Raw genomic sequence first — 25,355 nt, 5'->3', positions numbered from 1 at the left:
CCCATCAGCGCCAAAATGCCGAAAAGTTCATTGCCCCTGCATCGAGGGCCGCGTAACGTTCAACCCGGCATCGCCGCTCAACGAAGTTCAACAAACTTCGGGACATCCCCCCAACACCGCCGAAAGCTTCTTTTCGATCCTTAAGCGGGGCATCACCGGAACCTATCATTCGGTCAGTGAAGCCCATTTGCACCGATACTTGAGTGAGTTCGATTTCCGGCACAACAACCGCTCCGCCCTAGGCATCGAGGATGCAGAGCGGGCAGCCAAAGCCCTCAAGGGGGCCGAAGGCAAGCGTCTGACTTATCGACAGCCTGCTATCCAATTCGCGGCCTAACCCGATATGGGTGCCGCCAGATAAGCCGAAACCGGCGCTCGATAGGCGCTGGCACAAGCGATGGGCGAAAGATTAATCGCTATCTTTCTTCGGCGGGCGGCCCCGCTTCTTGAGCGGGGCGCTCTCCTTGGTTTTGCTGGTTTTCGGCTGCGGTGGCGTGGCCAGCAAATTTTGCAAGATTTTGGCCTCTACCGCGCGGCGATTAGCGTCCTCGTTTGCCGAGTTCATGCGGCTTTCCTCGTTTCCTCAGCTATCCGCTCAATAACTTCCTGAGAGCGCGAGAAGGGCACCACGGTTGCGCCAACTTGCAGCAAGGCAATGTCAGCCGACTTCCACGGCTCCGCGTCATCATAGATGATCCGCTGCTGGATGAGCGGGTCATGCCGGGCCTTCACATCCAGGTTGGCAACCACGCGCGCGTTGATCGACGCGGGATCATTTATGACCGGGTCAACTATGAACTTCCTACCGTTAGCGAATGAGATAACGGCTGGGAATTTGTGCGACTTCTGACTTGCCCCCAATAAGCGGGTTTCTGCCACCTGATCCTTGAAGCGGTTGATGAGAAAAGCGGAAAGCAGCCTCTTGAAGTCATGACGGCGTCGCACCCCTCCGTGGCTGTAAAGCCAATCGGCTAGATCCTTGGCGACGTTCGCAACATGGGCGACGCTGACCGCAGCGTCTTCCGGCGTAAAAAAATCGGTACTCAGAACACCGCCGCGAATGCTCAGACCACGGTTCGACACAAATGGCCGGACCAGCTTTTCAGGATCTGGCAATATAATGCCAGCGCCAAGCGCTTCGCCTAGAGCCTCCCCCTCGTCTGAGGCCAGAAGTTCACGCGCTCCCCCGCGAAGCGTCACACGAACAAGCCCCCCAGATGGATAGGCGCAAGCCGTCGTTATGCGCAGAGCGCCATCGATTTCTTCGGTCGTGAATGCCTCTGCCAGTGAGCGTTCCACCGTAGCGCGCACGACTGGCGAAAATGGTCCAAATAGTGAGGCCAGCGAACTCATAGCAGCGTGTCTCTTTTCGGAAGGGCGATGTAATGTCCATTGGGCGGCTGCTCGATATTCGTCCGCGAACAAAACCAGCGTAGCACTGAATCAAATCCGCCAGCGACTGTAAACCTCTCGGCCAACTCCAGCTTTGGAACCGTTGACCCACCCTTAAATAACCGCCGATTTAGTTCCCATGAATGAAAATGAGGCCCTTTCACTGCGGGTGGGAGATCATCGCTAGGCAGTCTAAGGGTGTTCGGGTGTGTCTCGTCGGTGTAATCGAGCCGACAGATAGCCGCGTTATAGCAGAGAGAAATCCGGAACTTGAGTTCCGTCGCGGAGGGGAAGCCGACTAAGGCCAGTCGCGCCGCTTTATCACCTTCTCCCCGGTATTCTAGCGGGAACTCGACCATCCTCTCGTGAGACGAATAGCCGTGTCCCCAAGTCTGTGCGCCTACGGCTCCGACGAGGAGCTTTGGCTCTGCGACGAACGCGTCAAGCGCCTCAAGTAGGTCTGCCTTCCCCGCCATCGTCCCCCCGGCCAAGGTCGAAGGAAGAAACTGTCATACGGTAGTGCATTTGGCAACAGCTAACTCAAGTGCATAATTGCCCATATTTGGGCCAGGTTTTGGAGCAGAATATACGTGGAGTTACATGTCGCGTTCTTCAAATACCGAGCAGGTGTACAAAATGCACCAAGCTGAATTTATGCCTGCCCATTTTCTTCTGACAGGGGGCGTGTTATTTACAATAATTATAATGTCCCTCATGCTATGGCAGTTAATTAAGATTTTTTTTGCGGTATGTGTCGGCTATCGCACCTTGGGAATGCTGTTCGTGATTGGCTTTGCCTTTAACATGTTTCTCGCATTTCAGCCCAATACACCCTTGTTTTGGATGTTGCTGGCAGCATTTGGAAAAGCTTATCCCCTACGGCGTCGGCGTGTATCTCCGTCAGCGCAGTCTAAATAATAGCTATTTTGAGAATGGTGCAGCGGCTTACAGTTATGCGGACATGGAGGGTTGTGGCGCAGAAATTCTGATGCGATCGGCGACGCGAGATTACGGGGAAAGGTTGGCGGAAGCCCTCGTATCCCTGAGCCCTTGTCGAATCGCGTTGAATCTCGTCGGATCGCGGCGAGTGGTCGACCCGGCCTGCGAAACTGTTCTCGCCGTGTAGGGATGCCGGTGCGTATTTTTCCTTGATCCTAGCATTCGGGGTGAAGGATAGGCCTCGGACCAATCGCAGGCCGGTATCAGTGGCGCATCAGCGCGTCGACGATCTCCTGCGGGCCGATCTGGCCGACGACCCGTCCGTTGCGGGATACGATCACCGCGCCATTGCCGCCGGAAATCGATTCCATCACCCGCTTGAGCGGCGTGTCGGGTTCGGCCATCGCCGCGACCCGCGCCGGAGTTGCACCGTTCTCGGCGTCCACCGGCTTCATCACATTCTCGGCGGTCAGAACGTTGAGCGGATTCATATGGGCGACGAAGTCGGCGACGTAGTCGTCGGCCGGCCTGAGGACGATGTCCTGCGCGGTGCCGACCTGGACGATGCGGCCTCCCTCCATGATGGCGATACGGTTGCCGATCTTGAACGCCTCGTCGAGGTCGTGGCTGACGAAGATGATGGTCTTTTTCAACCGCTGTTGGATTTCCAGGAGTTCGTCCTGCAGCCGCGCCCGGATCAGCGGATCGAGGGCCGAGAACGGCTCATCCATCAGCAGGATCGGTGCGTCGGTGGCGAAGGCGCGGGCAAGGCCGACACGTTGCTGCATGCCGCCAGACAACTCACCGACGCGCGATTGCGCCCAGTCGCCGAGACCCACCAGTTCGAGTTGGGTCATGACCCGTTCACGCCGCCTGGCGCGCGGCTCGCCGGCGAGTTCGAGGCCGAGCCCGACATTTTCCGCGACTGAGCGCCAGGGCAACAGGGCGAATTGCTGAAACACCATCGCAACCTCGTGACGGCGTAACTCGCGCAGGCGTTTAGACCCGCATTCCTTTGGGTCGACGGTGCCCTTGCCGGTGTCGATGACGACCCGGCCGCGGGTGATCGGCGCCAGCCCATTGACGGCGCGCAGCAAGGTCGACTTGCCGGAGCCCGACAGGCCCATCAGAACGGCGATCTCGCCGGCTTCGACGTCGAGCGAGGCGTCGGCGACACCCAGCGTCAGGCCCGTCGCCTCGCGAATTTCGCTACGGCTCTTGCCCGCGTCGGCAAGCGGTAGCGCCTGCTCTGGCTTTCGGCCGAAAACGATCGAGACGTTCTGGAAGGAGACGATGGGGCTCATGAGCGGGTCTTTTCGTCAATGCGGAAGAACCGGTCGAGGATGATGGCGAGGAGAACGATCGCCAACCCGGCCTCGAAGCCCTGGCCGATATTGATGCTGTTGAGCGCGCGCAGCACTGGAACGCCGAGGCCCGGCGCGCCGACCAGCGCGGCGATCACGACCATCGACAGCGACAGCATGATCGTCTGGGTCAGTCCCGCCATGATCTGGGGAAGGGCGTAGGGAATCTCGATCTTGAACAGCCGCTGCAGCCGGGTCGCGCCGAACGCGTCGCCGGCTTCGAGAAGTTGGCGCGGCGTCGAGGCGATGCCGAGCCGGGTCAGCCGGATCGACGAGGGCAGGGCGAAGATCACCGTAGCCACCAGCCCGGGCACGACGCCCAGCCCGAACAGGATCAGCGCCGGGATCAGATAGACGAAGGTCGGGATCGTCTGCATCAGGTCAAGCACGGGGCGAAGACCGGCATAAAGCCAGTCCCGCCGGGCGGCGGCGACCCCCAGCGGAACGCCGATCAGCATGCAGACGGCGGTCGAGGCGAGCACCAGTGCCAGCGTCTGCGTCGTGTCGTCCCAGAATCCGAGATTGATGATCAGCAGCAGGCCGGCGACGGTGAAGATGACGATCGGGATCGAGCGACGGGCGGCGTAAGCGATGGCTCCGAAGGCCGCGACGACGACGAAGGGGTGGGGCCACTGCAGCAGAAACAGGACGGCGTCGATGAAGGCGCCGAGGCCATTGCTGATCGCGTCGAAGATGAAGGTGAAGTTGGCGGTCAGCCAGTCGACGAAGGCCGAGGCGCCTTCGCCAATCGGCAGGGGATTATTCTGGAGCCATTCCACGGGCCGGGGATTCCTTCCTGGTCGGGTCTGCTCTTAGAGCATCGGACGACAATATAGATGCGGTTCTGTTTCTCGGCTCGCCGAGGTGATCCACGCGGAGGCTGACGACGAGCGTAGCGGCGCTACGGTCGAGCCGGCCGACAAAGTGGGCGCCCGGCGGCCGGAAACCCGTCCGCCTGTTTGCCTCCGGCAAACGGCAGGCTTTAAAATCCGCCGATCGACCTTTCCGCGCCGACCGGTGCGGGGCGATCGGTGGCCCAAGTGATTTCGCGCCAATTCCATCGGGTCTCGTCTTGGCCGTAGCGCCGCTACGACCTGCGCCGATCCCCTCGACCTTGTCCCGAAATCCCTCTGGCAGAACGCGTCCATATTTTCGTTCGATGCTCTAAAGAAGAAGGCCGGGCGAAACCGGCCTTCCAGAAATGGTCTTGGGACGGGCGCGACCGGTCAGGAAAGTCCGAGAGAGGACTTCACAGCTGGCAGGCCGTCTTGTCCGTCCAGCGTCGTGACGCCTTCGAGCCATGCGTCGAGACGATCCGGATTCGCCTTGATCCACTCGGCCGCGGCCTCGTTCGGCTTCTGCTTGTCATCGAGAATCTTGCCCATGATCTCGTTTTCCATGGGCAGGTCGAAGGTCAGGTTCTCGAGCAGCTTGGCGAGGTTGGGGCAGTCGGTGGCGAAGTCCTTGCGTTCCACCGTATACACGGTCGCGCCCCCGTAATCGGGGCCGAAGGTCTCGTCGCCGCCGGTCAGATATTCGATGTCGTAGTTCGAGTTCATCGGATGTGGCGCCCAGCCGAGGAACACGATGGGCTTGTCGGCCTTGGTCGCGCGCGCGACCTGGCTGAGCATGCCCTGCTCGGACGAGGCGACGAGGTCGAAGCCCTTCAGCCCGAATTCGTCCTTTTCGATCATGCCGAGGACCAGGCTGTTGCCATCATTGCCTGGCTCGATGCCGTAGATCTTGCCGCCGAGTTCATCCCTGAACTTCTGGATATCGGCGAAGTCCTTGAGGCCCTTGTCGTAGAGATATTTCGGCACCGCGAGGGTGTATTTTGCCCCTTCCAGATTGGCCTTCACCTGCACGATCGAGCCGTCGTCGAGATACTTCTTGATCGGCTCCAACTGCGCCGGCATCCAGTTGCCCAGGAAGACGTCGATGTCGTTGTTGGAAAGCGAGGCGAAGGTGACCGGAACGGACAGGATCTTGACGTCGGGTTTGTAGCCGAGCCCCGAGAGGATGTTGCTTGCGACAGCCGTCGTGGAGGTGATATCCGTCCAGCCGACGTCGGAAAGGCGTACGGTCGAACAACTCTCCGCGTCCTGGGCGAACGCCGGGAAGCTGAGCAGGGATGCGCCAAGGGCAAGTGCCGCGAAATTGCGGATCTGGATCATCAAGGTCTCCTTGAGTGGATGCGGACGCTGCGGGCAAAACGCGGTCCGGCGGATCGAATGGAAGCTGCCCGACTATTGCGCATCGGCTGGGGCTGCGCAAGCAGCGTTCACGTGCCGTAACGGCCCAGGCGGCGGTCTCAGAACGCGATCGAAGCGGTGTTCTTCACCTCTTCCATGACCGCGTAGGTATGGGTTTCGCGCACGCCGGGAAGGGCGAGCAGCGCGTCGGACAAAAACGCCCGATATGCGGTCATGTCCTTCACCCGCGCCTTGATGAGATAGTCGAAGCCACCGGCCACCATGTGGCACTCCATGATGTCCGGGGTGGCTTCCGCGACGCGCTTGAATTCGGAAAAAACCGCGTCGCTGGTCCGGTCCATCTTGACCTCGACGAAGACGATCATGCCGCGGCCGAGCTTTTCCGGCGAAAGACGCGCCGCATATCCGAGGATATAGCCGTCGCGGGTGAGGCGCTTCACCCGTTCGGCAGTCGCTGTCGGCGACAGATGGACCCGCTCGGCGAGTTCGAGAGTGGTGAGACGGCCGTCGCGTTGGAGCTCGCGGAGGATTTTCCGGTCTTTTTGGTCAAGTTCGGTCATCTGAGCAGGCGTATGGCATTTTGGCGAAGCATTCCACTGCAATCAGGGGTCTTTTTGGCGAGAAACACGGCCGCTGGATCTGTAAAATAGCGTCGTCTTCGATCGATCACGGAGTGAACCATGTCGGCCATGCCAGAACCCTTTTCGGCTCCGTTCGCGCCGGACGATACGGCGGCGGTCGCTGCGCTGTTCGCAGCCTCCGAGCGCTGGACCCACGACGAAGAGGCGGTCGATCGGCGGGCGCGCCACCTCATCGAGGAGATTCGCGGTGCGGCCGGCGGCATCGGCGGCGTCGAGGATTTCCTGCGCGAGTTCGGCTTGTCGAGCCGCGAGGGGCTGGCGCTGATGATCCTGGCCGAAGCGCTGCTCAGGGTGCCCGACGCCAAGACCCAGGACCGGCTGATCGAGGACAAGATCGGCGCCGGCGACTGGGCCCATCACGACGGCGACGAGGACCGGATGCTGACCGCCGCCTCGGCCTGGGCGCTCGGGGTGTCGGCGCGGATCATCCGGCCGGGCGAAACGCCGCAAGGCGTCATCTCCTCCCTCGTCAAGCGCGTCGGCGGGCCGGCGGTCCGCACCGCGACGCGCCAGGCGATGCGCTTCCTCGGCCGCCATTTCGTTCTCGGCGAGACGATCGCCGACGCGCTCGATCGCGCCCGCGCCTTCGAGAAGAAGGGCTATCGCCATTCCTACGACATGCTGGGGGAGGGCGCGCGCACTAAGGCCGACGCGGAGCGCTACTTCCGCTCCTATGCCGACGCGATCGAGGCCATCGGCCGCAAGGCCGGCAACAAGCCGCTGCCTGATCGGCCGGGGATTTCGGTCAAACTATCCGCCCTGCATCCGCGCTATCAGCCGACCCACCGCGACACCGTGCTGAAGGATCTGGTGCCCCGCGTCAAAGAGCTGGCGCGTCAGGCGCAAAGCTACGATCTGAATCTCACCATCGATGCCGAGGAAGCATCGCGCCTGGAATTGTCGCTCGACGTCATCGACGCGGTGGTCAAGGACTTCGACTTTAACGGCTGGAATGGTTTCGGCCTCGCCATCCAAGCCTATCAGAAGCGGACCCTCGCGGTGATCGAGCATGTCGACGCGCTCGCCAAGGCGGCGGGCGTCAAGATGATGGTTCGGCTCGTCAAAGGGGCGTACTGGGATACGGAGATCAAGCAGGCCCAGGAAAAGGGTCTTGCCGGCTATCCCGTCTATTCGCGCAAGCCAGCCACGGATCTGTCCTATCTGGTCGCGGCCAAGGCGCTTCTCGATCGGCGCGAGCCACTGTACCCGCAATTTGCGACCCATAACGCCCTGACCGTCGCGACCATCGTCGAAATGGCCGGCGCCGATGTCTCCGGGTTCGAGTTCCAGCGCCTGCATGGCATGGGCGAAGCGCTCTACGAAACCATGCGCCGCGACTCTGCGTCCGCAATTCCCTGCCGCATCTACGCGCCGGTCGGGGGCTACCGCGACCTGCTCGCCTATCTGGTGCGTCGTCTTCTGGAGAACGGCGCCAATTCGTCCTTCGTCGCGCAGGTCGGCGACGAGGACGTGCCGATCGATTCCTTGATCGAGCGCCCGCGCGACGTCTTGAAGAACGGTCCCGCGCGCCATCCGAAGATAGACCTGCCATCGGAGATTTTCGCGCCTCGCAAGAATTCCGCCGGTATCGAATTCGGCGACCGGCGTACGCTCGACCGTTTCCTCGCCGCGCGCGACCATGCCGGGCGCGAACTGATCGCGGTCACCTGCGGCTTCAAGGGGGCCGACGCCAAGCGGCCGGTTGACATCCGCTCGCCCGTCGATGGAGCGCTCGTCGGGCGCAGCCATCATCTGAGCGCGAGCGGCGCGAAGGCCCTCGTCACCGAGGCGGCGCGCCATGTGCGGGCGGCCGAGGCCGTGCCGGCCGCAAGCCGCGCCGCCTGGCTGCGCAAGGCCGCCGATCTGATGGAAAAGCGGCAGGGCGTGTTCATGGCGCTTCTGGCCCGTGAGGCGGGCAAGACGGTCGACGATGGCATCGCCGAAATTCGCGAGGCGGTGGATTTTCTTCGTTTCTACGCCGCCGAAGCCGAACGATTGTTCGCCGAACCCACTTTGCTGCCCGGTCCGACCGGCGAGGAAAACCGTCTTCGCTACCGCTCGCGCGGTGTCGCCATCTGCATCTCGCCGTGGAATTTCCCGCTGGCGATCTTCACCGGCCAGGTCGCGGCGGCGCTGGCCGCCGGCAACGTCGTCATCGCCAAGCCGGCCGAGCAGACGCCGCTGGTCGCCTCGCTGGCGGTCGGCCTCCTGCACGAGGCCGGATTTCCGGCGAACGGTCTTTTCCTCGCGCCGGGGGACGGGGAGGCGGGCGCCGCGCTGGTCTCCCATGATGCCACGGCGGTCGTCGCTTTCACCGGTTCGACCGAGACCGCTTTCGCGATCAACCGCGCGTTGGCCGCACGCAACGCGCCGATCGCCCCGTTGATCGCCGAAACCGGCGGCATCAACGGGCTCGTGGTCGACGCGACGGCGCTGCCGGAACAGGTCGCCGACGACGTCGTGATGTCGGCGTTCCGGTCCGCCGGCCAGCGCTGTTCGGCCTTGCGCGTCCTCTATGTCCAGGAGGATGTCGCTGAGCGCATGATCGAGATGATCGCCGGCGCCGCGGCGGAACTGGTCGTCGGCGACCCGCAAGACCTGTCGACCGACATTGGCCCGGTGATCGATGCCGAACAGCACGCCATGCTGACCGCTCACATCGAGCGCATGGAGCGGTCGCAGACGGTCCGATTCCGTGGCAGCCTCCGCGACGATCTGCCGGCCGAGGGCCACTGGTTCGCGCCGCATATCGTCGAACTGGACAAGCCCGAGGCACTCGACCGCGAGGTGTTCGGCCCGATCCTGCATGTGGTGCGGTGGAAGGCCGGCGAGCTCGACAAGGTTTGCGATTCGATCGAGCGGACCGGCTTCGGTCTGACGCTCGGCGTCCATAGCCGGATCGACGAAACGGTGAAGACGATCGCCGAGCGGCTGACTGTCGGTAACATCTACGTCAATCGCAACATCATCGGGGCGATTGTCGGCTCGCAGCCGTTCGGCGGCTCGGGCCTGTCCGGCACCGGGCCGAAGGCGGGCGGGCCGAGTTACGTGGCGCGATTCGCCCGTGAACAGGTGACGTCGGTGAATACTGCGGCAGCCGGCGGCAATGCCAGCCTGATTGCCATGGAATCGTAGCAAACGGGTGACAGTCTATTGTCGCGACTTGATGTACAGTCATGATGTTGCGGCAATGGACGATCGGAAAGCCCGCCGACCTCCTCCCAAGCGAACGGGCTTTCACTGTCACCGCGCATGGGTCGATTGGCGGCATTCCTCCTCCCGATGCCACCAGCCGACCATTCTCAACGAAGAGCCCGGAGCGCTTGTTTTCCGGGCTCTTTCGTTGTCGCCCCTCCGCTCTCAAATACCAACCTGCGGCGATAGGAACCCATTCGACCGGGACGATCGCCAATGCCTGGCAAGGAGCGGGACGACGCGCGATGCGGCGCATCGAACCGCGCGCTGCTCCTGGCCGGACCAGCCCTTTCAGCGCCATCGAATGAGTCCCTATCACCGCAGGTTGGTATCAGCCCGCGCGTCGTCCAGGATCATCCGGGCGGCCTTCTCGGCGATCATGATCGTCGGCGAGTTGGTGTTGCCCGAAGTGATCGACGGCATCACCGAGGCGTCGGCGACGCGCAGGCCCCTGATCCCGCGCACGCGCAGCCGCTCGTCGAGCACCGCCATCGGATCGCCTTCAATTCCCATCTTGGCCGTCCCGACCGGGTGGAAGATCGTGGTACCGAGATCGCCGGCGGCGACCAGCATGTCCGCGTCGGATGTCACATGCGCGCCGGGCTTATATTCTTCCGGACGGTAGGGCGCGAGGGGCGACTGCTCCACGATCCGCCGGGCCCATTTCAGGCTGTCGACGGCGACTTGCCGGTCCTCGTCGGTGGACAGGTAGTTCGGCGCGATGTCCGGCGCATCCTCCGGCCGCGCGCCGGTCAGATGGATGCTGCCGCGGCTGGTCGGCCTCAGATTGCAGACGCTCGCCGTGAAAGCGGAGAAGGGATGCAGCCCCGCGCCCCAATCGTCGAGCGACAGCGGCTGAAAATGGAATTCCAGATTGGCGGTCGCCTGATCCGGTGAGGATTTGACGAAGGCGCCGACCTGGCTCGGCGCCATGGTCAACGGTCCCCGCCGCCTGAGCGCGTAATCGACGCCCATCATCGCCCGACGGAACAGGTTCTTGTATTCGCTGTTCAGCGTCTTGATTCCGTCGACCTTGTAGATGGGGCGGATCTGCAAATGATCCTGCAAATTCTCGCCCACACCCGGCAGGTGATGCACGGGCGCAATGCCGTGGTCTTTCAGGCGGTCGGCGTCGCCGACGCCGGAGCGCTCGAGGATCGCCGGCGAGCCGACGGCGCCGGCCGTCAGCACGATCTCGCGCGCCGCCAGCGCCTCGAAGCCCTTGCCGTCCTTGCGGTAGTCGATCGACACCGCGCGCCCATCACGAAAGCGCACCCGGTCGACCATGACGCCGGTGACCACCTTGAGGTTCGGCCGACCGAGCGCGGGCTTCAGAAAGCCGCGCGCCGCGCTCCAACGCCGCCCGCCCTTCTGGTTGACCTGGAAATAGGCCGAGCCTTCGTTGTCGCCGGTGTTGAAGTCATCGATCTTGGCGACGCCCGCCGCCTCGGCCGCGTCGCGCACCCGGTCGAGAACGTCCCAACGGATGCGCGGATGCTCGACACGCCATTCGCCTCCGGTCCCGTGAAAGTCGTCCGGCCCGTCGACATGATCCTCGACCGCCTTGAACGCCTCCAGAACGTCGTCCCATCCCCAGCCGGCGAGGCCGAGCTGGCGCCAGTGGTCGTAATCCGCTGCCTGGCCGCGCATGTAGATCATCGCGTTGATCGCCGACGATCCGCCCAGCGTCTTGCCACGCGGATAGTTCAGAGCCCGGCCATTGAGCCCTGCCTGACTGATGGTCTTAAACATCCAGTCGGCGCGCGGATTGCCGATGGCAAAGAGATAGCCGACCGGAATGTGGAACCAGATCCAGTTGTCCTTGCCGCCGCCTTCCAGCAGCAACACGCGATTTTTCGGATCGGCAGACAGCCGGTTCGCCAGGACGCAACCTGCCGAGCCGGCGCCGGCGACGATGTAATCGAACTCTTCCATGCCTTCGATCTAACCGAATGCGCGCCGCTGGCAAATCCCTCCGAACGACATGGGATCGCTTCCGCTGGTCGCGGCGCGAACCCGGAGCCGGTGACCGGGTGTCCACCTTGATGAGTGTCTTGCTCTCGTCGTCCGGCTCGGTTATCGGTTGCGCATGATGACGACGATCCTTTCGATGAATTGGTGGTGGGCGCGCTGACAGCGGCCGGACCGTCACGCTTGTGATCAGACCCAAAGGCCGCCTCGGATCATCCGGCGGCCTTTTTTGCTATGTCGCCGGGGGTCCGGGCTTGAGACCCGGAGAGAGTTCATGGTGACCGAACAGACCGACGACGGCCGCGAGCGCTACCTGACGGCGGGCGGGGTGACGATCACGCGCAGCCGGCGCGCCGTTCCCTATGACGGCGCGATCGAGCCTTATTTCGATCGCCTGGACACCCGTCGCGGCGCCGTCCTGTTTTCCAATTACGAGTATCCGGGCCGCTACACGCGCCAGGATGTGGCCTTCGTCGATCCGCCGTTGGTCGTCTCCTCGACCGGGCGGGCGATGCGGATCGCGGCCCTCAATCCGCGCGGCGAGGTGCTGCTCGGATTCATCGCGGATGCGCTGGCCGGCCATGACGACATCGCCTCGCTCGCTCGTGCGCCCATGGCGCTCGGCCTCGTCATCAAGGAGCCGGGCACGGCGGTCACCGAGGAGGAACGCTCGCGCATGCCGAGCGTCTTTTCGGTGCTGCGCGCGATTGTCTCGTTGTTCCGGGCGGAGGAAGATCGCGATCTCGGCCTTTACGGCGCCTTTGGCTATGACCTCGCCTATCAGTTCGACCCTGTCGAGGAAGTGCTGGAGCGGGATTCGGACCGCCGCGATCTGCTGCTCTATCTCCCCGACGAACTGCTCGAGGTCGATCACTACTCCGCCTCGGCCTTCCTGACCCGGTACGAATTCGTCAAGGACGGCGTCTCGACCGAAGGGCTTGCGGGCGGGGGCCCGGATGCGCCCTTCGCGCCCTCCGAGCGCATCCCGCCGCGCGGCGATCACAAGCCCGGCGAATATGCCGAACTGGTGCGCGCCGCCAAGGCGAAATTCATGCGCGGCGACCTCTTCGAGGTGGTTCCCGGCCAGGTGTTCTACGAGCGCGCCGAGCACAAGCCGTCGGAAATCTCGCGGCGGCTGAAGGCGGTGAATCCCTCGCCCTATTCGTTTCTCATCAATCTCGGCGAGAATGAATTCCTGATCGGCGCCTCGCCGGAGATGTTCGTGCGCGTCAATGGCCGTCGGGTCGAGACCTGCCCGATTTCCGGCACGATCAAGCGCGGCGAGGATGCCATTTCCGATTCCGAGCAGATCCTGAAGCTGCTCAATTCAAAGAAGGACGAGTCGGAACTGACCATGTGTTCCGACGTGGACCGAAACGACAAGAGCCGGGTCTGCGATCCGGGCTCCGTGCGGGTCATCGGCCGGCGGCAGATCGAAATGTATTCGCGGCTCATCCATACGGTCGACCACATCGAGGGCCGGTTGCGCGATGGCATGGATGCTTTCGACGCGTTCCTGTCCCATGCTTGGGCTGTCACCGTGACCGGTGCGCCAAAGCTTTGGGCCATGCGCTTTATCGAGAACAACGAGAAGAGCCCGCGCGCCTGGTATGGAGGTGCCGTCGGCATGGTGCATTTCAACGGCGACATGAACACCGGCCTGACGTTGCGCACGATCCGGCTGAAGGACGGTATCGCCGAAGTGCGGGCCGGCGCGACGCTGCTGTATGATTCCAATCCCGAGGAAGAAGAGGCCGAGACCGAGCTGAAAGCCTCGGCGCTGATCGGCGCGATCCGTGAGGCCGGCGAGTCAAATTCCGCCGGCGCGACACGCGGAGCGGCGCGGGTCGGGGAGGGGCTGCGAATCCTCCTGGTCGATCACGAGGATTCCTTCGTCCACACCCTGGCCAATTATTTCCGCCAGACCGGCGCGACGGTCACGACCGTCCGCACGCCGGTTCCGGCCGAGATCTTCGACCGCGTCGATCCCGATCTCGTGGTGCTGTCGCCGGGGCCAGGCAATCCGTCCGACTTCGACTGCAAGGGCACCATCGTCGCTGCGCGCGCGCGGGGCGCGGCGATCTTCGGCGTCTGCCTCGGGCTGCAGGCGCTGGCCGAGGCCTATGGCGGCACGTTGCGTACGATGCATGTGCCGGTGCACGGCAAGCCGTCGCGCATCCGCGTGACGACGCCCGGCATCATCTTCTCCGGCCTGCCCGGCGAGGTCACCGTCGGCCGCTATCACTCGATCTTCGCCGATCCCGTTCGCCTGCCGAAGGAGTTCGAGGTGACGGCGGAGACCGACGACGGCATCGTCATGGCCTTCGAGCACCGGACCGAGCCGGTCGCTGCGGTGCAGTTCCATCCCGAAAGCATCATGAGCCTCGGCGGCGAGGCGGGCATGCGCATGATCGAGAACATCGTCGCGCATCTGCCCCGCCGGGCCCGCGAGAAGGCGGCTTGATTTGGTGACGTCGGTGGTATCGGAGACAAGCGAGGCGGCCGCGCCTCTGGTCAAGCGCATCGCGATGGCGAGCGTCGCGATCGGCGTGATCGTGCTGGCGATCAAATATGCCGCCTATCACGTGACCGGCTCGGTGGCGCTGTTTTCCGACGCGCTGGAATCGATCGTCAACGTCGTAGCCGGGCTCATCGCGCTTTGGGCGGTGACGCTGAGCTACAAGCCGGCTGACAGCGATCACCCTTTCGGACATACCAAGGCGGAGTATTTCTCCGCCGTCGTCGAAGGCGTCTTGATCGTCGTCGCGGCGCTTTTGATCCTGCGCGAGGCCTGGGCGGCTTATCTGGTGCCGCGCTCGCTCGACGAGCCGCTTGCCGGCATCGCCATCAACGCCGTAGCGACCGTCATCAACGCCGGCTGGGCGGTTTTTCTCATTCGCCGCGGGCGCGACCGTCGCTCGCCGGCACTTGCGGCCGATGGCCAGCATATCATGGCGGATGTCGTCACCTCGGTCGGTGTTCTTGGCGGCCTGCTTTTGGCGACGGTGACCGGCTGGACGATCCTCGATCCGCTGATGGCGGCGTTCGTGGCGCTGAACATTCTGCGTGAGGGCTTCAAGGTCGTGACCAGCTCCCTCTCCGGCCTGATGGATCAGGCGATCGACCCGGTCGAGGAAGCCAGCGTTCGCGACCTGATCTCGGCCCATGCCGAGGGGGCCATCGAGGTCCACGATCTGAAGACCCGGCTCGCGGGCCGGGCGATGTTCATCGAGTTCCACATGGTCGTGCCCGAGGCGATGACGGTCGGCGTCGCCCACGACATCTGCGACCGGATCGAGGACGCGTTGCAGGAAGCCTTCGTCGGCGCGCGGGTCTCGATTCATGTCGAGCCGGAAGGCGAGGCGAAACAGACGGGCGTCCCGGTTCTGTAGGACATCGCGCCTTCCAGCGGCCATCGCTTGCTTGCCCGTGTTGCCTTGGCAACGCCCGGCTGCAATCCGACCCTGGACCTGGCACGCGCCCTTGATCCGCCATACTTATCGTTTGCGACAGCATCCGTTGCAATGTTCGACCGTCCGATTCGATCGGGTGGTTAGCTCACCCCGAACAGCGAGGACCGATTATTGATGGTGGAGGGTTTCGCCGAACGACCGATGAATTCCCCCTTGGTCAATCTGCGGGGCGTACAGGCGCTTCTGTCGAAAACCTCGCTGCGGGGTCAGCCGGTCATGCGTTGGCTGTTTGCCGCCGCATTGCTCGCACTGTCCTTCGCGGTTCGCTATCTTCTCGATGACCGGTTGCCGGTCGGTTTTCCCTATCTGACCTTCTTTCCCGCGGTCATCATCACCTCCTTCTTCGCCGGCGTCATTCCAGGCGTGGCCGTCGCATTCCTTGCGGGATTGTTCGCTTGGTACTTCTTCATTCCGCCTTTCGATTCCTTCGCCCTGACCGGCGGATCGACCTTGGCGCTATCGTTCTACGTCTTCATCGTCGCCGTCGACATTTTGCTGATTCACTGGATGCAACTCGCGCTCGACCGTCTTGAAATCGAAAAGGAATCGGCCGCGCGCCATGCCGGCGAACGCGATCTGTTGTTCCGCGAATTGCAACACCGGGTCTCGAACAATCTGGCCGTGGTGTCGTCATTGCTGAACGCTCAGTCACGCGGAACCACGAGCACGGAGGCGTCCGCGGTCCTGCAACAGGCGTCGGCCCGAATATCTCTGATCTCGAAGATTCAGCGCCAACTCCACGATCCTGGCCGGCAGAGCCTCGATTTGGGACCGTATCTGACCCAACTTGGCCCGGACCTTCTGGAGGCGTCCGGCGTGGCGAACATCCGCTACGAGGTCGACGCGGAGGCGGTGGAAGTCTCGGCGGAGCTCGCCGTGCCGCTTGGCCTGATCGCCACCGAGCTGATTTCGAACTCGATCGAGCATGGCTGCGCCGACGGTCGGTCCGGGCGGATCGTCGTCGAACTCAGCCGCGACGCTGGCGATGCGGAATCGCGTGAAACGCCGATTCGTCTGACGGTATCCGATGATGGCCCCGGCTGGCCCGAGGGTTTTTCCGTGTCCTCCTCGCGCAATCTCGGCATGCGCATCGTCGCATCGCTCTCCGAGCAGATTGGCGGCGTTTTCGAAATATCCAATGCCGGTGGCGCGGTCTCGACGCTGCGTTTTTCCACGCGCGACGAGTTGGCGGACTGAGCCTTCGGCGGGCTATCGCGAAATTCGGCTTGCAATCGACCGCGTTCGCAATAATCTGGCGCGCATGATCGTGACGCCATCCAGCATGTGGACATTTGCGGCCCTTCGGCGGCCGTCTGCCCTGGCGCGTCCGGGCCTTCTCCTCGGTCTACTTAGCCGCGGCCGTCGGACCCGTTGATCCAAGGGGCGTCCGGCGGTCGAGCCGGCGCGCCAGAGGCCTGAGAGCCTCCCCGCTCTGCCCCTTTCGCTTTACAATCCGGTTTCAATTTCGGATGACCCGATCAGATGCGCGCGCGTTGCCAGCGCCGCCCCCGGCATCCGCCCGAGCGATCAAGGTGCAACAGCCATGTCCGTTACGTCCGCAGTCAGTCCCGCCGCTAAGGCCGAGCCATCCCGCACGATGCCCTCGGCTTCGGTAAAGTATCAGCCCTATGGTCAGATCGATCTGCCCGACCGCACCTGGCCGAGCAAAACCATTACGACGCCGCCTATCTGGTGCTCGGTCGACCTTCGCGACGGCAACCAGGCGCTGGTCGACCCGATGGGCCACGACCGCAAGGCCCGGTTCTTCGCGCTCCTGAAGGCAATGAACTTCAAGGAAATCGAAATCGGCTTTCCGTCGGCCTCGCAGACCGATTTCGACTTCGCGCGCTGGTGCATCGAAGAGGGTGGCGCCCCCGACGACGTGTCGTTGCAGGTGCTGGTGCAATGCCGACCGGAGCTGATTTCGCGGACTTTCGAGTCACTCGAGGGCGCGCGTCGGCCGATCGTCCATTTCTACAACTCGACCAGCGAATTGCAGCGCCGCGTCGTCTTCCAGAAGGACCGCGCCGGCATCAGGGAAATCGCCACCGACGCGGCAAAGATGGTCGCCGACATGGCGGCCAAGGCGGGCGGCGACTATCGGTTCGAATATTCGCCCGAAAGCTTCACCGGTACCGAACTCGATTTCGCGGTCGAGATCTGCAACGCCGTCGCCGAGATCATTCGGCCGACGCCTGACAACAGGCTGATCCTCAACCTACCCGCGACTGTCGAAATGTCGACGCCCAACATCCATGCCGACCAGATCGAATGGATGTGTCGCAACCTCGACAACCGCGACAACGTCATCGTCTCGCTGCATCCCCACAATGATCGCGGCACCGCCGTCGCGGCGACCGAACTCGGCCTGATGGCCGGTGCCGACCGGGTCGAGGGCACGCTGTTCGGCAATGGCGAGCGCACCGGCAATGTCGACCTCGTCACGCTGGCGCTGAACATGTTCACCCAAGGCGTCGATCCCGGCCTCGACATCACCGACATCAACCACATCAAGGATGTCTACGAATACTGCAATCAGCTCGCGATCGGCGAACGGCACCCCTATGTCGGCGAGCTCGTCTACACGGCGTTTTCCGGCTCGCATCAGGATGCGATCAACAAGGGCATGAAGGCGCGTCGCACCGCCAACAAAGAGCTGTGGGAAGTTCCCTATCTGCCGGTCGACCCGAAAGACGTTGGCCGTTCTTACGAGGCGATCATCCGGATCAACTCGCAGTCGGGTAAGGGCGGCATCGCCTATGTGCTGCAGGCGGATTACGGGCTGAACCTGCCACGCAATCTCCAGGTCGAGTTCCGCGAGGACATCCAAGCGATCACGGATGAAGAGGGTAGGGAGCTGCCGGTGAAGCGCATCTACGACCGCTTCATCGAGCGCTATGTCGAACAGCCGGGAGCCCGCATCAAATTCGTCGATCACTTCACCCGGCCGAACCCGGACGTGAAGGGCGAGCGTATCCTGGAGGCGACCATCGTCGACGACGGCGTCGAGACCAAAATCGAGGGCCTCGGCACCGGGCCGATCGACGGCTTCGTCGACGCGCTGTGCCGCCATATCGGCATTGAATTCTCGGTGTTCGACTATTCCGAGCATTCGCTCGGCGCGGGCTCCGACGCGCGCGCCATTTGCTACATGGAAGTCGAGCATGACGGCGGCCGGCTGTTCGGCGCCGGCATCAACAAGAACATCGTGACAGCCTCGCTCGAAGCCATCGTCGCGGCCGCCAACCGGCTGCTCGCCAAGTGAGGGCGGCCGGAGGCGAACTGCTCGTCGCCGCGCTCGCCGAGCAGGGCGCGACCCGCGTCTTCTGCGTACCGGGAGAAAGCTATCTCCCGGTGCTCGACGCGCTTTATGACAGCGCCATCGAGACCATCGTCTGCCGCCAGGAGGGCGGCGCGGCGATGATGGCGGAGGCCGATGGCAAGCTCACCGGCCGGCCCAGCATCTGCTTCGTCACGCGCGGTCCGGGGGCGACCAATGCCGCCTCCGGCATCCATGTCGCCGCCCATGACTTGACGCCGATGATCCTCTTCGTCGGCCAGGTGCCGACGAAATTCCGGGGCCGCGGCGCTTTCCAGGAGGTCAATTACGATCGTCTGTTCGGCGATATGGCCAAGGCCGTGTTCGAGGCGAAAACGCCTGCGGAACTTCCAGGCCTCGTCGCTGAAGCCTACCGGATCGCCATGGATGGCGCGCCGGGCCCGGTCGTCGTCGCGCTGCCGGAGGATACGCTGTCTGGCGTCGCCGAAGCCGATATTCCGGCGCACGTCGACGTCGATCCGGTGCTCCCGCAAGCCGAGGACATGGAGGAACTGTGGGCGCTTCTCGGCGCCGCCTCCCGTCCGATGCTGATCCTGGGCGGATCCCGATGGACGGATGGCGCGATCGCCGACATCGTCGCCTTCGCCGAACACTGGCATCTGCCCGTCGCCTGCTCATTCCGCCGCCAGGGCCTGTTTCCCAATGACCACCCGAACTATGCCGGCGATCTCGGCATCGGCCCGAACCCCGCACTGAAGGCCCGCATCGCCGAGGCCGATCTCGTTATTGCCGTCGGCGCGCGGCTCGGTGAGATGCCGAGCCAGGGATACACACTTTTCCAGGTTCCGGTTCCCAAGCAGCGCCTCGTCCATATCCTGCCCGAGGCGGCAGGAATCGGCCGGCTCTATACGCCGGCGCTCGGCATTCATGCCGACCCGGCGTCCTTTGCTTGCAAGGCGATGCAATTGCAGGCACCGGCCACCGTCGCCTGGGCCGGACAGGCGGAGGCGGCCCACCGGGATTACCTCCGTTGGTCGACTCCCGCGCCCGAATCCAAGCCGAATTCCGACTTCGTCGATCCGTTCGCGGTGATGGCCGAACTCCGCGCGACGCTGCCGCGTGACGCGATCATGACCAACGGGGCCGGCAACTACGCCGGCTGGCTGCACCGCTACCATTGCTTCTCGGAGCGGACCACGCAGGTCGCTCCCACCTCCGGATCGATGGGCTATGGCCTGCCGGCGGCGGTCGCCGCGAAACTGCGCTATCCCGAACGGGCGGTGGTCTGCTTCGCCGGTGACGGCTGCTTCCAGATGACCGGCCAGGAATTTTCGACCGCCGTGCAGGCGGGGGCGAACATCGTTGTCATCGTGTTCGACAACGCGCAATACGGCACCATCCGGATGCATCAGGAAAAGTCGTATCCCGGCCGCCAGTCGGCGACCGCGCTGGTCAATCCCGACTTCGCCGCACTTGCGCGGAGCCTCGGAGGCCTCGGTCTCAGCGTCATGCGGACGGAGGACTTCGCCGAGGCGATGAGGGCGGCGCTGAAGGCCGCTCGTCCGGCGCTCGTCCATCTGAGGATCGATCCGGATCGCATCTCGACGACGGCGCGGCTGCCGTTCGCCGCCGTATAAGCAGGGGGAAGTGATGGACGATCAACGGCTGTTCGCGATCGAACAGGGCGGGGCCGAAAGCGGCGAGGGTGCCGCGACGCCGATCGTCTTCCTCCATGGTTTCGACGGCCGGGCCGAGATCTGGGCGCCGTTGCAGGACGCCTTGGCATCGCCGCAACGCCGGACCATCGCCTTCGATCTTCCCGGTCATGGCCGCTCGCGCGATTATCCCGGCTTCGGTCCGCCGAAGATCGCTGCGCGGGCGGTGATCACGGAGCTCGACGCGCGTGGCATCGGGGCGGTGCACATCGTCGGCCATTCCATGGGCGGTGCCATCGCTTCACTCATCGGCCTGTTCGCCCCCGAGCGGGTGGCCTCGCTGACGCTGCTGGCACCCGGCGGGTTCGGCAAGGAGATCGGCGCCGAGCGAATTCGCGCCGTTATGGACGCCGAGGGGACGGACGCGCTTGGCACGGCCCTTGGCGGCATGGGCGCTCCCGGCTGGGTGCCGGATAGCGACACTGTGGCGGCGATCGCTGCGGCGCGTAACCCCGCCGGCCGGGCGGCGATCCGGCAAATTTTCGACCATCTGTTTTCGACGGGCGAGCAGGGCGTCTTGCCGCTCGATGCCATCGCCGCGACCGGCCGGCCCGTGCATGTGATCTGGGGCACCGAGGACCGGGTCACGCCCACAGCTCAGGCCAGTAGCGTTCCGGCCGAATTCACCGTCACGCTGCTCGATGGCTTTGGCCACATGCTGATGATCGAGGCGCCCGAGGCCTGCCTCGCGGCCATTCGGGCGAACATGGAAGAAGTAGAAAAGCGTTGAGAAACGCCGGTTGGTGTGTCCGCCGGTTTCTTCCAACTGGATTGCCCCGTATGTTAAGACCTCGTTAACGAATTGGATTCGAGGCAACGACATATGGGCGAAGGCAAGGATAACGTGGCGTCCCTGATGGGAACGAAGCGTCTGGCCGATGCCGTGCGGCAGGCCAAGATCGCCGCCGCGCAGCGCGCCGACGTCGTCGTCGATATCCGCGAGGCCGACCGGGCCCGACTCGAAATCCTGGCGGAGGAACTGCAGTCGCTGATCGACGAGTTGCCCCCCGGCGACGAGCTGTTCGATTTCACCATCTCGGGTGGCATGCATCCGCGCCTGTGGATCGACGGGACGGCCAATGTCATCATGGCGCGCGACCGCCGGACCTATCGCCTCGTCCGTGAAACCCGGCTCGGGCGCGTGACCCTGCTCGAATCGACCGATACCAGGGTCATGGCCCAGCACGTCACCGAATATGTTGCCGAGCGTATCGTCGAGCGCGACAAGGCTTTCGCTTTGAGCGACGGGCTGAACGAGCGGGTCGCCGGCGATGCCAGCCGCCAGATTCGCAACGGCGAGGACGCGCCCCTCCGTCAGCCGGAACAGCGCACCCGTAGCGCCGACTTCGTCATCGCGGCCACCTGGATGATGATCGGCATCGTCATTGGAGCGGCGCTGCTTCTCGCGATCGCGTCCTATCAGGGCGTGTCGATCGGCTGAATTTCGCCGCACCCGGCTTGTTTCGACATCGCGTGAGCGGCCTACGCCGCCGGCTTGGCATCCTCGCGCGGCCTTGCGTCGATCGCGTGCCCCTCCTCCAAAAGTTCGCGCTCCCGGATCCAGCCGAGACCGTCCCCGTGCGTGCGTGCGCCGCGCTCGCGCTGGATCAGCGACCAGGAGCCGGGCTCGCCACTGATCTCGAACAGGTTGTAGCGGGCGGCGGGCTTGTCGCTGCCGGGCGCCTGGCTCGCGGAGGGAACGCCGACCACCGGCACCTTGAACTCCGGCCCGCGCAGCCAGTGCAACGTGTCGAGATGAGTATGACCGTGCAGCACCAGCTCGGCCCCGACATCGCGGATCACCTTGGAGAAGAACTGCTTTCCGATCAGGCGCTTGTGCCAGGACGTCGACCCGGAAATGGGTGGGTGGTGGATCATCACGACCCGGAAGTGCCCGGTCGCCCGACAGCTCTCGAGCAGCCGGGCGAGGGCCAGCGCCTGACCCCGGCGGAACGTGCCGGTGGCGAAAAACGGCGCGGTCGCCTCGGCGGTTGAAACCCCGAAGATCGCCACCTTGCCCCGGACCCGCAGATAGGGAAATGAGTTGCCGATGGCGTTCAGCGGATTATCGCCGATCATATATTCGTACCACTCGCGATACGAACGTTTCAGCGCGCCCGGAACGTAGGCGTCGTGGTTGCCGGGAACCACCGAGACGTCATAAGGCGCGCCGAGTTCTTCCAGCCACAGCCGGGCCGCCAAGGTTTCTTTTTTGGTCGCCAGATTGACCAGGTCACCCGTCACCGCGACATGATCGGGGGCCTCGTCTTTCATGTCCTGGATCAGGTTCACCAGCGTATCGCCGAACATCGCGCGGCGGCGGTTGCGGTGCCAGTTGACGTAGCCGGTGACCCGCTTGGAGGCGAGTTCGCGAATGGACAGTTCCGGGAGCGGACCCAGATGCACGTCGGAGAGATGGGCAAGTCGAAACATCTGCTCCATCTTAGGCGACCCGGCGGCGTTTGGTAGGGCCGTGTTCTTTCGAGGGACCATGTTCTTAGAGAAATTTCTTCTCAGGGCGCTGCACGGCGTCCATCTGGTGTCGCGCCCCATGACGCTCGGCGTGCGCGGCGCGGTGTTCGACGTGGCGGGCCGGGTCTTTCTGGTCCGCCACACCTATGTCTCGGGCTGGCACATGCCGGGCGGCGGCGTCGATCCGGGCGAGACCGCCGTCGATGCGCTCAAGCGCGAATTCCGCGAGGAAGGCAATCTCGAACTCGTCGATCCGCCCCAGCTCGTCGCGGTCTACTTCAACCGCAACGTGTCCAACCGCGATCATGTCCTGTTCTACAACTGTGGAGCCTGTCGCCAGACGGCGTCGAAGACGCCGGACGCCGAAATCGCGGAAACCGGTTTTTTCAGCCTCGACGGATTACCGAATGGCGCGACCGGCGCGACGCGCCGACGGCTGGCCGACCTGCGCGGCGATGGCCCGATCGATCTTCACTGGTGAGGTTGCAGCCGCTCGCGCCCATGCGGAACCGTCAGATCCTGGTCCGGCCCGAGCGGCACGATCCCGGTCGGATTGATCGTCTTGTGGCTGGAGTAGTAATGGCCCTTGATGTGGCCGAAATCGACGGTCTCGGCGATCCCCGGCATCTGGTAGAGTTCCAGCATATAGCCGAAGAGGTTCGGATAGTCGGCGATCCGCCGCTTGTTGCACTTGAAATGCCCGTGATAGACGGCATCGAAGCGGATCAGCGTGGTGAACAGGCGCCAGTCGGCCTCGGTCGGCGCGGCGCTGTCGACGAGATAGCGCTGGTTCGATAGCCGCGCCTCAAGCCGGTCGAGCGTCCCGAACAGCGCGTGGAACGGCGCCTCGTAGGCCTCCTGCGTCGTTGCGAAGCCGCATTTGTAGACGCCGTTGTTGATGGCGTCGTAGACGGTGGCGTTGATCGCGTCGATTTCGCCGAGCAACGCTTCGGGCGTCAGGTCGACGCTCGCATCCCCCCATGCGCCGAAGGCACGGTTGAGGATGCGAATGATCTCGGCGGACTCGTTGTTGACGATGGTGCCGGTCTGCTTGTCCCAGAGGACCGGCACGGTGACGCGGCCAGAATAGTGCGGATCGGCTTCGAGATAGACCTCGTAGAGTCTCTGCTTGCCGAGCACCGTATCCGGGATGGCGCCGCGCCGTTCGGAGAACACCCAGCCTTCTTCCCCCATGTGATAGTCGACCACAGACAGCGAGATGACGTCTTCCAACTGCTTCAGCTTGCGGGCGATCAGCGTGCGGTGTGCCCAGGGGCAGGCGAGCGAGACGTAGAGATGGTAGCGTGCCGCCTCGGCCTTGAATGCTGTCCGACCGTCCGGTCCCGGCTCGCCGTCGGCGGTGATCCAGTTCCGATAGCTTGTCGTGGATCGTTTGAAACGGCCAGCGGTCGATTTCGTATCGTACCACTTGTCCTGCCACTGTCCGTCGACCAGAAGTCCCATCGCCGTCACCCTTTCGCTTTTGCCGTGGCTCCAAGGTAGTGCCTGGAGCAAGGATCGCCGAGTGCAACGCAGCGTCAATGGAGACGGGACGCGTCGCTGGACCTCGTTCGCGGGCAATGCTAATGCGACCGTCGTTCCCGAGAGCATCGGACCAAAATTGGGAATCCGATTTTTGGATCATTCCGATTCTCAATCAAAGCGGCAGAGCGTCCTTAGTGCGTCCGAATGGACGCACGGCGCTCCAGGAGTGAACCCGATGATCCTTCGCCGACGACGAGTAAAGGTCCGCGCCCTAGCGCATTGACCGCCGTCGTCCGCCGGATTTCCCCAACCGTATTGGGAGCCTTGCGTGCGGCGCCATCGTCCGCCCGAATTGGTTCTCTTTTGATGTTTCACCTCTCCGATGTCCGGTATTTGCCGGAGCACCCTGACCACGACCCGACCATCGACACGATCGCGGACGAGGCGTTCGGGCCCGGACGCTTCGCGCGGGCCGCCGAGCGCGTGCGCGAGATGGCGCCGCACGACCGGGCGCTATCCTTCGTCGCCCTGTTTGCAGAAGAGATCATCGGATCGGTCCGGCTGACGCCGATCGCGATCGGGGCGACTCCGTCGCTGATGCTGGGACCGCTCGCCGTGCGCCCGACCTTCAAGAACCGCGGCGCCGGCAGGGCCCTGATGCGCCTTGCCGCCGAGGCCGCGCGGGACAAGGGCGAGGGCTCGATCATTTTGGTCGGCGATCCGCCCTATTACGCGTCGCTCGGCTATCGGCCGCTGCCGCGCGGCTCGGTGTTGATGCCGGGTCCGGTCGATCCGGCGCGTTTGCTCGGGCTGGAACTCGTCGAGGGTGCGCTCGGCGGCGTGGGCGGCAAGGTTGGGCCGCGGCGAGAGACGTGCAGAATCCCATAGGTTAGGCAGGCTGTCTGCGTACCATCTGATGTTTTGGGCTATATACAGTGGTGAAATTTTTTTCTTGGACCCAAGAATGACGCGCCTCTCTTATTCGGATTTTCGCAAACTTCTTCTCATCCACGCAGCTGCATTAGCTGATGGTCGGCTCGACGATGCACAGGACCTTGAGCAGGTGGCCGAGACCATCGACGGCCAATTTGATGCGTCATGGTCAGAGGTGGCTCGGGAAAATTGGACAGCGTGCTGAGTGGATTGTCTGCCTGAAGGCGGCCAGGATGGCCGAGATCAGGAGAGACGATGAGCAAGAGACCCAGGCGGAACCAC

Annotated in this window: 22 protein-coding genes; 13 read left to right on the top strand and 9 right to left on the bottom strand. The window is 63.7% G+C overall.

Features of this window, described 5'->3' with window-relative positions; genetic code table 11:
• On the top strand, nucleotides 1-337 hold a 337-nt coding region (locus tag VQ045_RS18420; RefSeq protein ID WP_331831143.1), incomplete at its 5' end, for a transposase.
• Nucleotides 338-409: 72 nt separating this feature from the next.
• Here the strand turns inward: VQ045_RS18420 and VQ045_RS18415 are convergent.
• Together VQ045_RS18415 and VQ045_RS18410 are read right to left on the bottom strand one after the other, a co-directional pair.
• Nucleotides 410-565 carry a hypothetical protein gene (locus VQ045_RS18415; RefSeq protein ID WP_331831142.1) on the bottom strand — a complete coding sequence of 52 codons (156 nt, stop codon included), beginning with the start codon at nucleotides 563-565 and terminating at the stop codon, nucleotides 410-412.
• A complete protein-coding gene (locus tag VQ045_RS18410; protein WP_331831141.1) occupies nucleotides 562-1,353 on the bottom strand; it encodes a hypothetical protein in 792 nt (263 codons plus the stop codon). Before VQ045_RS18410 ends, VQ045_RS18415 begins: the two co-directional genes overlap by 4 nt.
• 639 nt (nucleotides 1,354-1,992) lie before the next feature.
• On the opposite strand from VQ045_RS18410, the gene VQ045_RS18405 reads away from it, so the two are divergent.
• On the top strand, nucleotides 1,993-2,310 hold the full coding sequence (locus VQ045_RS18405; RefSeq protein ID WP_331831140.1) for a hypothetical protein: 318 nt from the start codon (nucleotides 1,993-1,995) through the stop codon (nucleotides 2,308-2,310).
• Nucleotides 2,311-2,594: 284 nt separating this feature from the next.
• On the opposite strand, the gene choV is transcribed toward VQ045_RS18405, so the two are convergent.
• The 4 genes from choV to VQ045_RS18385 form a co-directional block, all read right to left on the bottom strand.
• Entirely contained in the window at nucleotides 2,595-3,635 is a 1,041-nt protein-coding gene (gene choV / locus VQ045_RS18400; RefSeq protein ID WP_327625908.1) for a choline ABC transporter ATP-binding protein, read from the bottom strand.
• The gene (gene choW, locus VQ045_RS18395; protein WP_327625909.1) at nucleotides 3,632-4,474 is read right to left on the bottom strand and encodes a choline ABC transporter permease subunit; all 843 of its coding nucleotides are present in this window, start codon (nucleotides 4,472-4,474) and stop codon (nucleotides 3,632-3,634) included. The genes choV and choW overlap by 4 nt, the downstream gene beginning before the upstream one ends.
• A gap of 447 nt (nucleotides 4,475-4,921) precedes the next feature.
• Entirely contained in the window at nucleotides 4,922-5,869 is a 948-nt protein-coding gene (locus VQ045_RS18390; RefSeq protein ID WP_327648011.1) for a choline ABC transporter substrate-binding protein, read from the bottom strand.
• 137 nt (nucleotides 5,870-6,006) lie between these two features.
• On the bottom strand, nucleotides 6,007-6,468 hold the full coding sequence (locus VQ045_RS18385; RefSeq protein WP_327625910.1) for an Lrp/AsnC ligand binding domain-containing protein: 462 nt from the start codon (nucleotides 6,466-6,468) through the stop codon (nucleotides 6,007-6,009).
• A 120-nt stretch (nucleotides 6,469-6,588) separates the two neighbouring features.
• Between VQ045_RS18385 and putA the strand changes: the two genes are divergently transcribed.
• Complete coding sequence (gene putA, locus VQ045_RS18380) at nucleotides 6,589-9,684, top strand: bifunctional proline dehydrogenase/L-glutamate gamma-semialdehyde dehydrogenase PutA (RefSeq protein ID WP_331831139.1); 3,096 nt, start codon at nucleotides 6,589-6,591, stop codon at nucleotides 9,682-9,684.
• A gap of 375 nt (nucleotides 9,685-10,059) precedes the next feature.
• Here the strand turns inward: putA and VQ045_RS18375 are convergent, their stop codons facing one another.
• Nucleotides 10,060-11,679 (bottom strand): GMC family oxidoreductase, encoded by a 1,620-nt coding sequence (locus VQ045_RS18375; RefSeq protein ID WP_331831138.1) that lies wholly within the window; start codon nucleotides 11,677-11,679, stop codon nucleotides 10,060-10,062.
• Between the two features lie 310 nt (nucleotides 11,680-11,989).
• Between VQ045_RS18375 and VQ045_RS18370 the strand changes: the two genes are divergently transcribed.
• From VQ045_RS18370 to VQ045_RS18340, 7 genes are all read left to right on the top strand, one after another.
• Complete coding sequence (locus VQ045_RS18370; protein ID WP_331831137.1) at nucleotides 11,990-14,179, top strand: anthranilate synthase; 2,190 nt, start codon at nucleotides 11,990-11,992, stop codon at nucleotides 14,177-14,179.
• 64 nt (nucleotides 14,180-14,243) lie between these two features.
• Nucleotides 14,244-15,107, top strand: coding sequence for a cation diffusion facilitator family transporter (locus VQ045_RS18365; RefSeq protein WP_331831144.1), 864 nt, complete (start codon nucleotides 14,244-14,246; stop codon nucleotides 15,105-15,107).
• A gap of 195 nt (nucleotides 15,108-15,302) precedes the next feature.
• Nucleotides 15,303-16,385 carry a sensor histidine kinase gene (locus VQ045_RS18360; RefSeq protein WP_331831136.1) on the top strand — a complete coding sequence of 361 codons (1,083 nt, stop codon included), beginning with the start codon at nucleotides 15,303-15,305 and terminating at the stop codon, nucleotides 16,383-16,385.
• A 346-nt stretch (nucleotides 16,386-16,731) separates the two neighbouring features.
• Nucleotides 16,732-18,453: a 2-isopropylmalate synthase gene (leuA, locus tag VQ045_RS18355; RefSeq protein WP_331831135.1), complete on the top strand. Its 1,722-nt coding sequence runs from the start codon at nucleotides 16,732-16,734 to the stop codon at nucleotides 18,451-18,453.
• Nucleotides 18,450-20,105: a thiamine pyrophosphate-binding protein gene (locus tag VQ045_RS18350; RefSeq protein ID WP_331831134.1), complete on the top strand. Its 1,656-nt coding sequence runs from the start codon at nucleotides 18,450-18,452 to the stop codon at nucleotides 20,103-20,105. The genes leuA and VQ045_RS18350 overlap by 4 nt, the downstream gene beginning before the upstream one ends.
• Nucleotides 20,106-20,118: 13 nt before the next feature.
• Nucleotides 20,119-20,913, top strand: coding sequence for an alpha/beta fold hydrolase (locus VQ045_RS18345; RefSeq protein ID WP_331831133.1), 795 nt, complete (start codon nucleotides 20,119-20,121; stop codon nucleotides 20,911-20,913).
• A 93-nt stretch (nucleotides 20,914-21,006) separates the two neighbouring features.
• Entirely contained in the window at nucleotides 21,007-21,624 is a 618-nt protein-coding gene (locus VQ045_RS18340; protein ID WP_331831132.1) for a hypothetical protein, read from the top strand.
• 41 nt (nucleotides 21,625-21,665) lie between these two features.
• Here the strand turns inward: VQ045_RS18340 and VQ045_RS18335 are convergent, their stop codons facing one another.
• The gene (locus tag VQ045_RS18335; protein WP_331831131.1) at nucleotides 21,666-22,616 is read right to left on the bottom strand and encodes a metallophosphoesterase family protein; all 951 of its coding nucleotides are present in this window, start codon (nucleotides 22,614-22,616) and stop codon (nucleotides 21,666-21,668) included.
• Nucleotides 22,617-22,674: 58 nt separating this feature from the next.
• On the opposite strand from VQ045_RS18335, the gene VQ045_RS18330 reads away from it, so the two are divergent.
• A complete protein-coding gene (locus VQ045_RS18330; RefSeq protein WP_331831130.1) occupies nucleotides 22,675-23,136 on the top strand; it encodes an NUDIX domain-containing protein in 462 nt (153 codons plus the stop codon).
• On the opposite strand, the gene VQ045_RS18325 is transcribed toward VQ045_RS18330, so the two are convergent.
• The gene (locus tag VQ045_RS18325) at nucleotides 23,127-24,119 is read right to left on the bottom strand and encodes a glutathione S-transferase family protein (RefSeq protein ID WP_331831129.1); all 993 of its coding nucleotides are present in this window, start codon (nucleotides 24,117-24,119) and stop codon (nucleotides 23,127-23,129) included. The two genes, VQ045_RS18330 and VQ045_RS18325, sit on opposite strands and share 10 nt — an antisense overlap.
• A gap of 387 nt (nucleotides 24,120-24,506) precedes the next feature.
• Here VQ045_RS18325 and VQ045_RS18320 point away from each other — a divergent pair, with 387 nt between their 5' ends.
• Nucleotides 24,507-25,028 carry a GNAT family N-acetyltransferase gene (locus tag VQ045_RS18320; RefSeq protein WP_331831128.1) on the top strand — a complete coding sequence of 174 codons (522 nt, stop codon included), beginning with the start codon at nucleotides 24,507-24,509 and terminating at the stop codon, nucleotides 25,026-25,028.
• A gap of 76 nt (nucleotides 25,029-25,104) precedes the next feature.
• Nucleotides 25,105-25,278 (top strand): hypothetical protein, encoded by a 174-nt coding sequence (locus tag VQ045_RS18315; protein ID WP_331831127.1) that lies wholly within the window; start codon nucleotides 25,105-25,107, stop codon nucleotides 25,276-25,278.
• The last annotated feature ends 77 nt before the right edge of the window (nucleotides 25,279-25,355 follow it).

The sequence above is a fragment of the Aurantimonas sp. E1-2-R+4 genome (genome assembly GCF_036549515.1).
GTDB classification, from domain to species: domain Bacteria; phylum Pseudomonadota; class Alphaproteobacteria; order Rhizobiales; family Rhizobiaceae; genus Aurantimonas; species Aurantimonas coralicida_A.
Note: the sequence above shows the minus strand (reverse complement) of the source record. Positions and strands in the feature narration are given on the sequence as shown.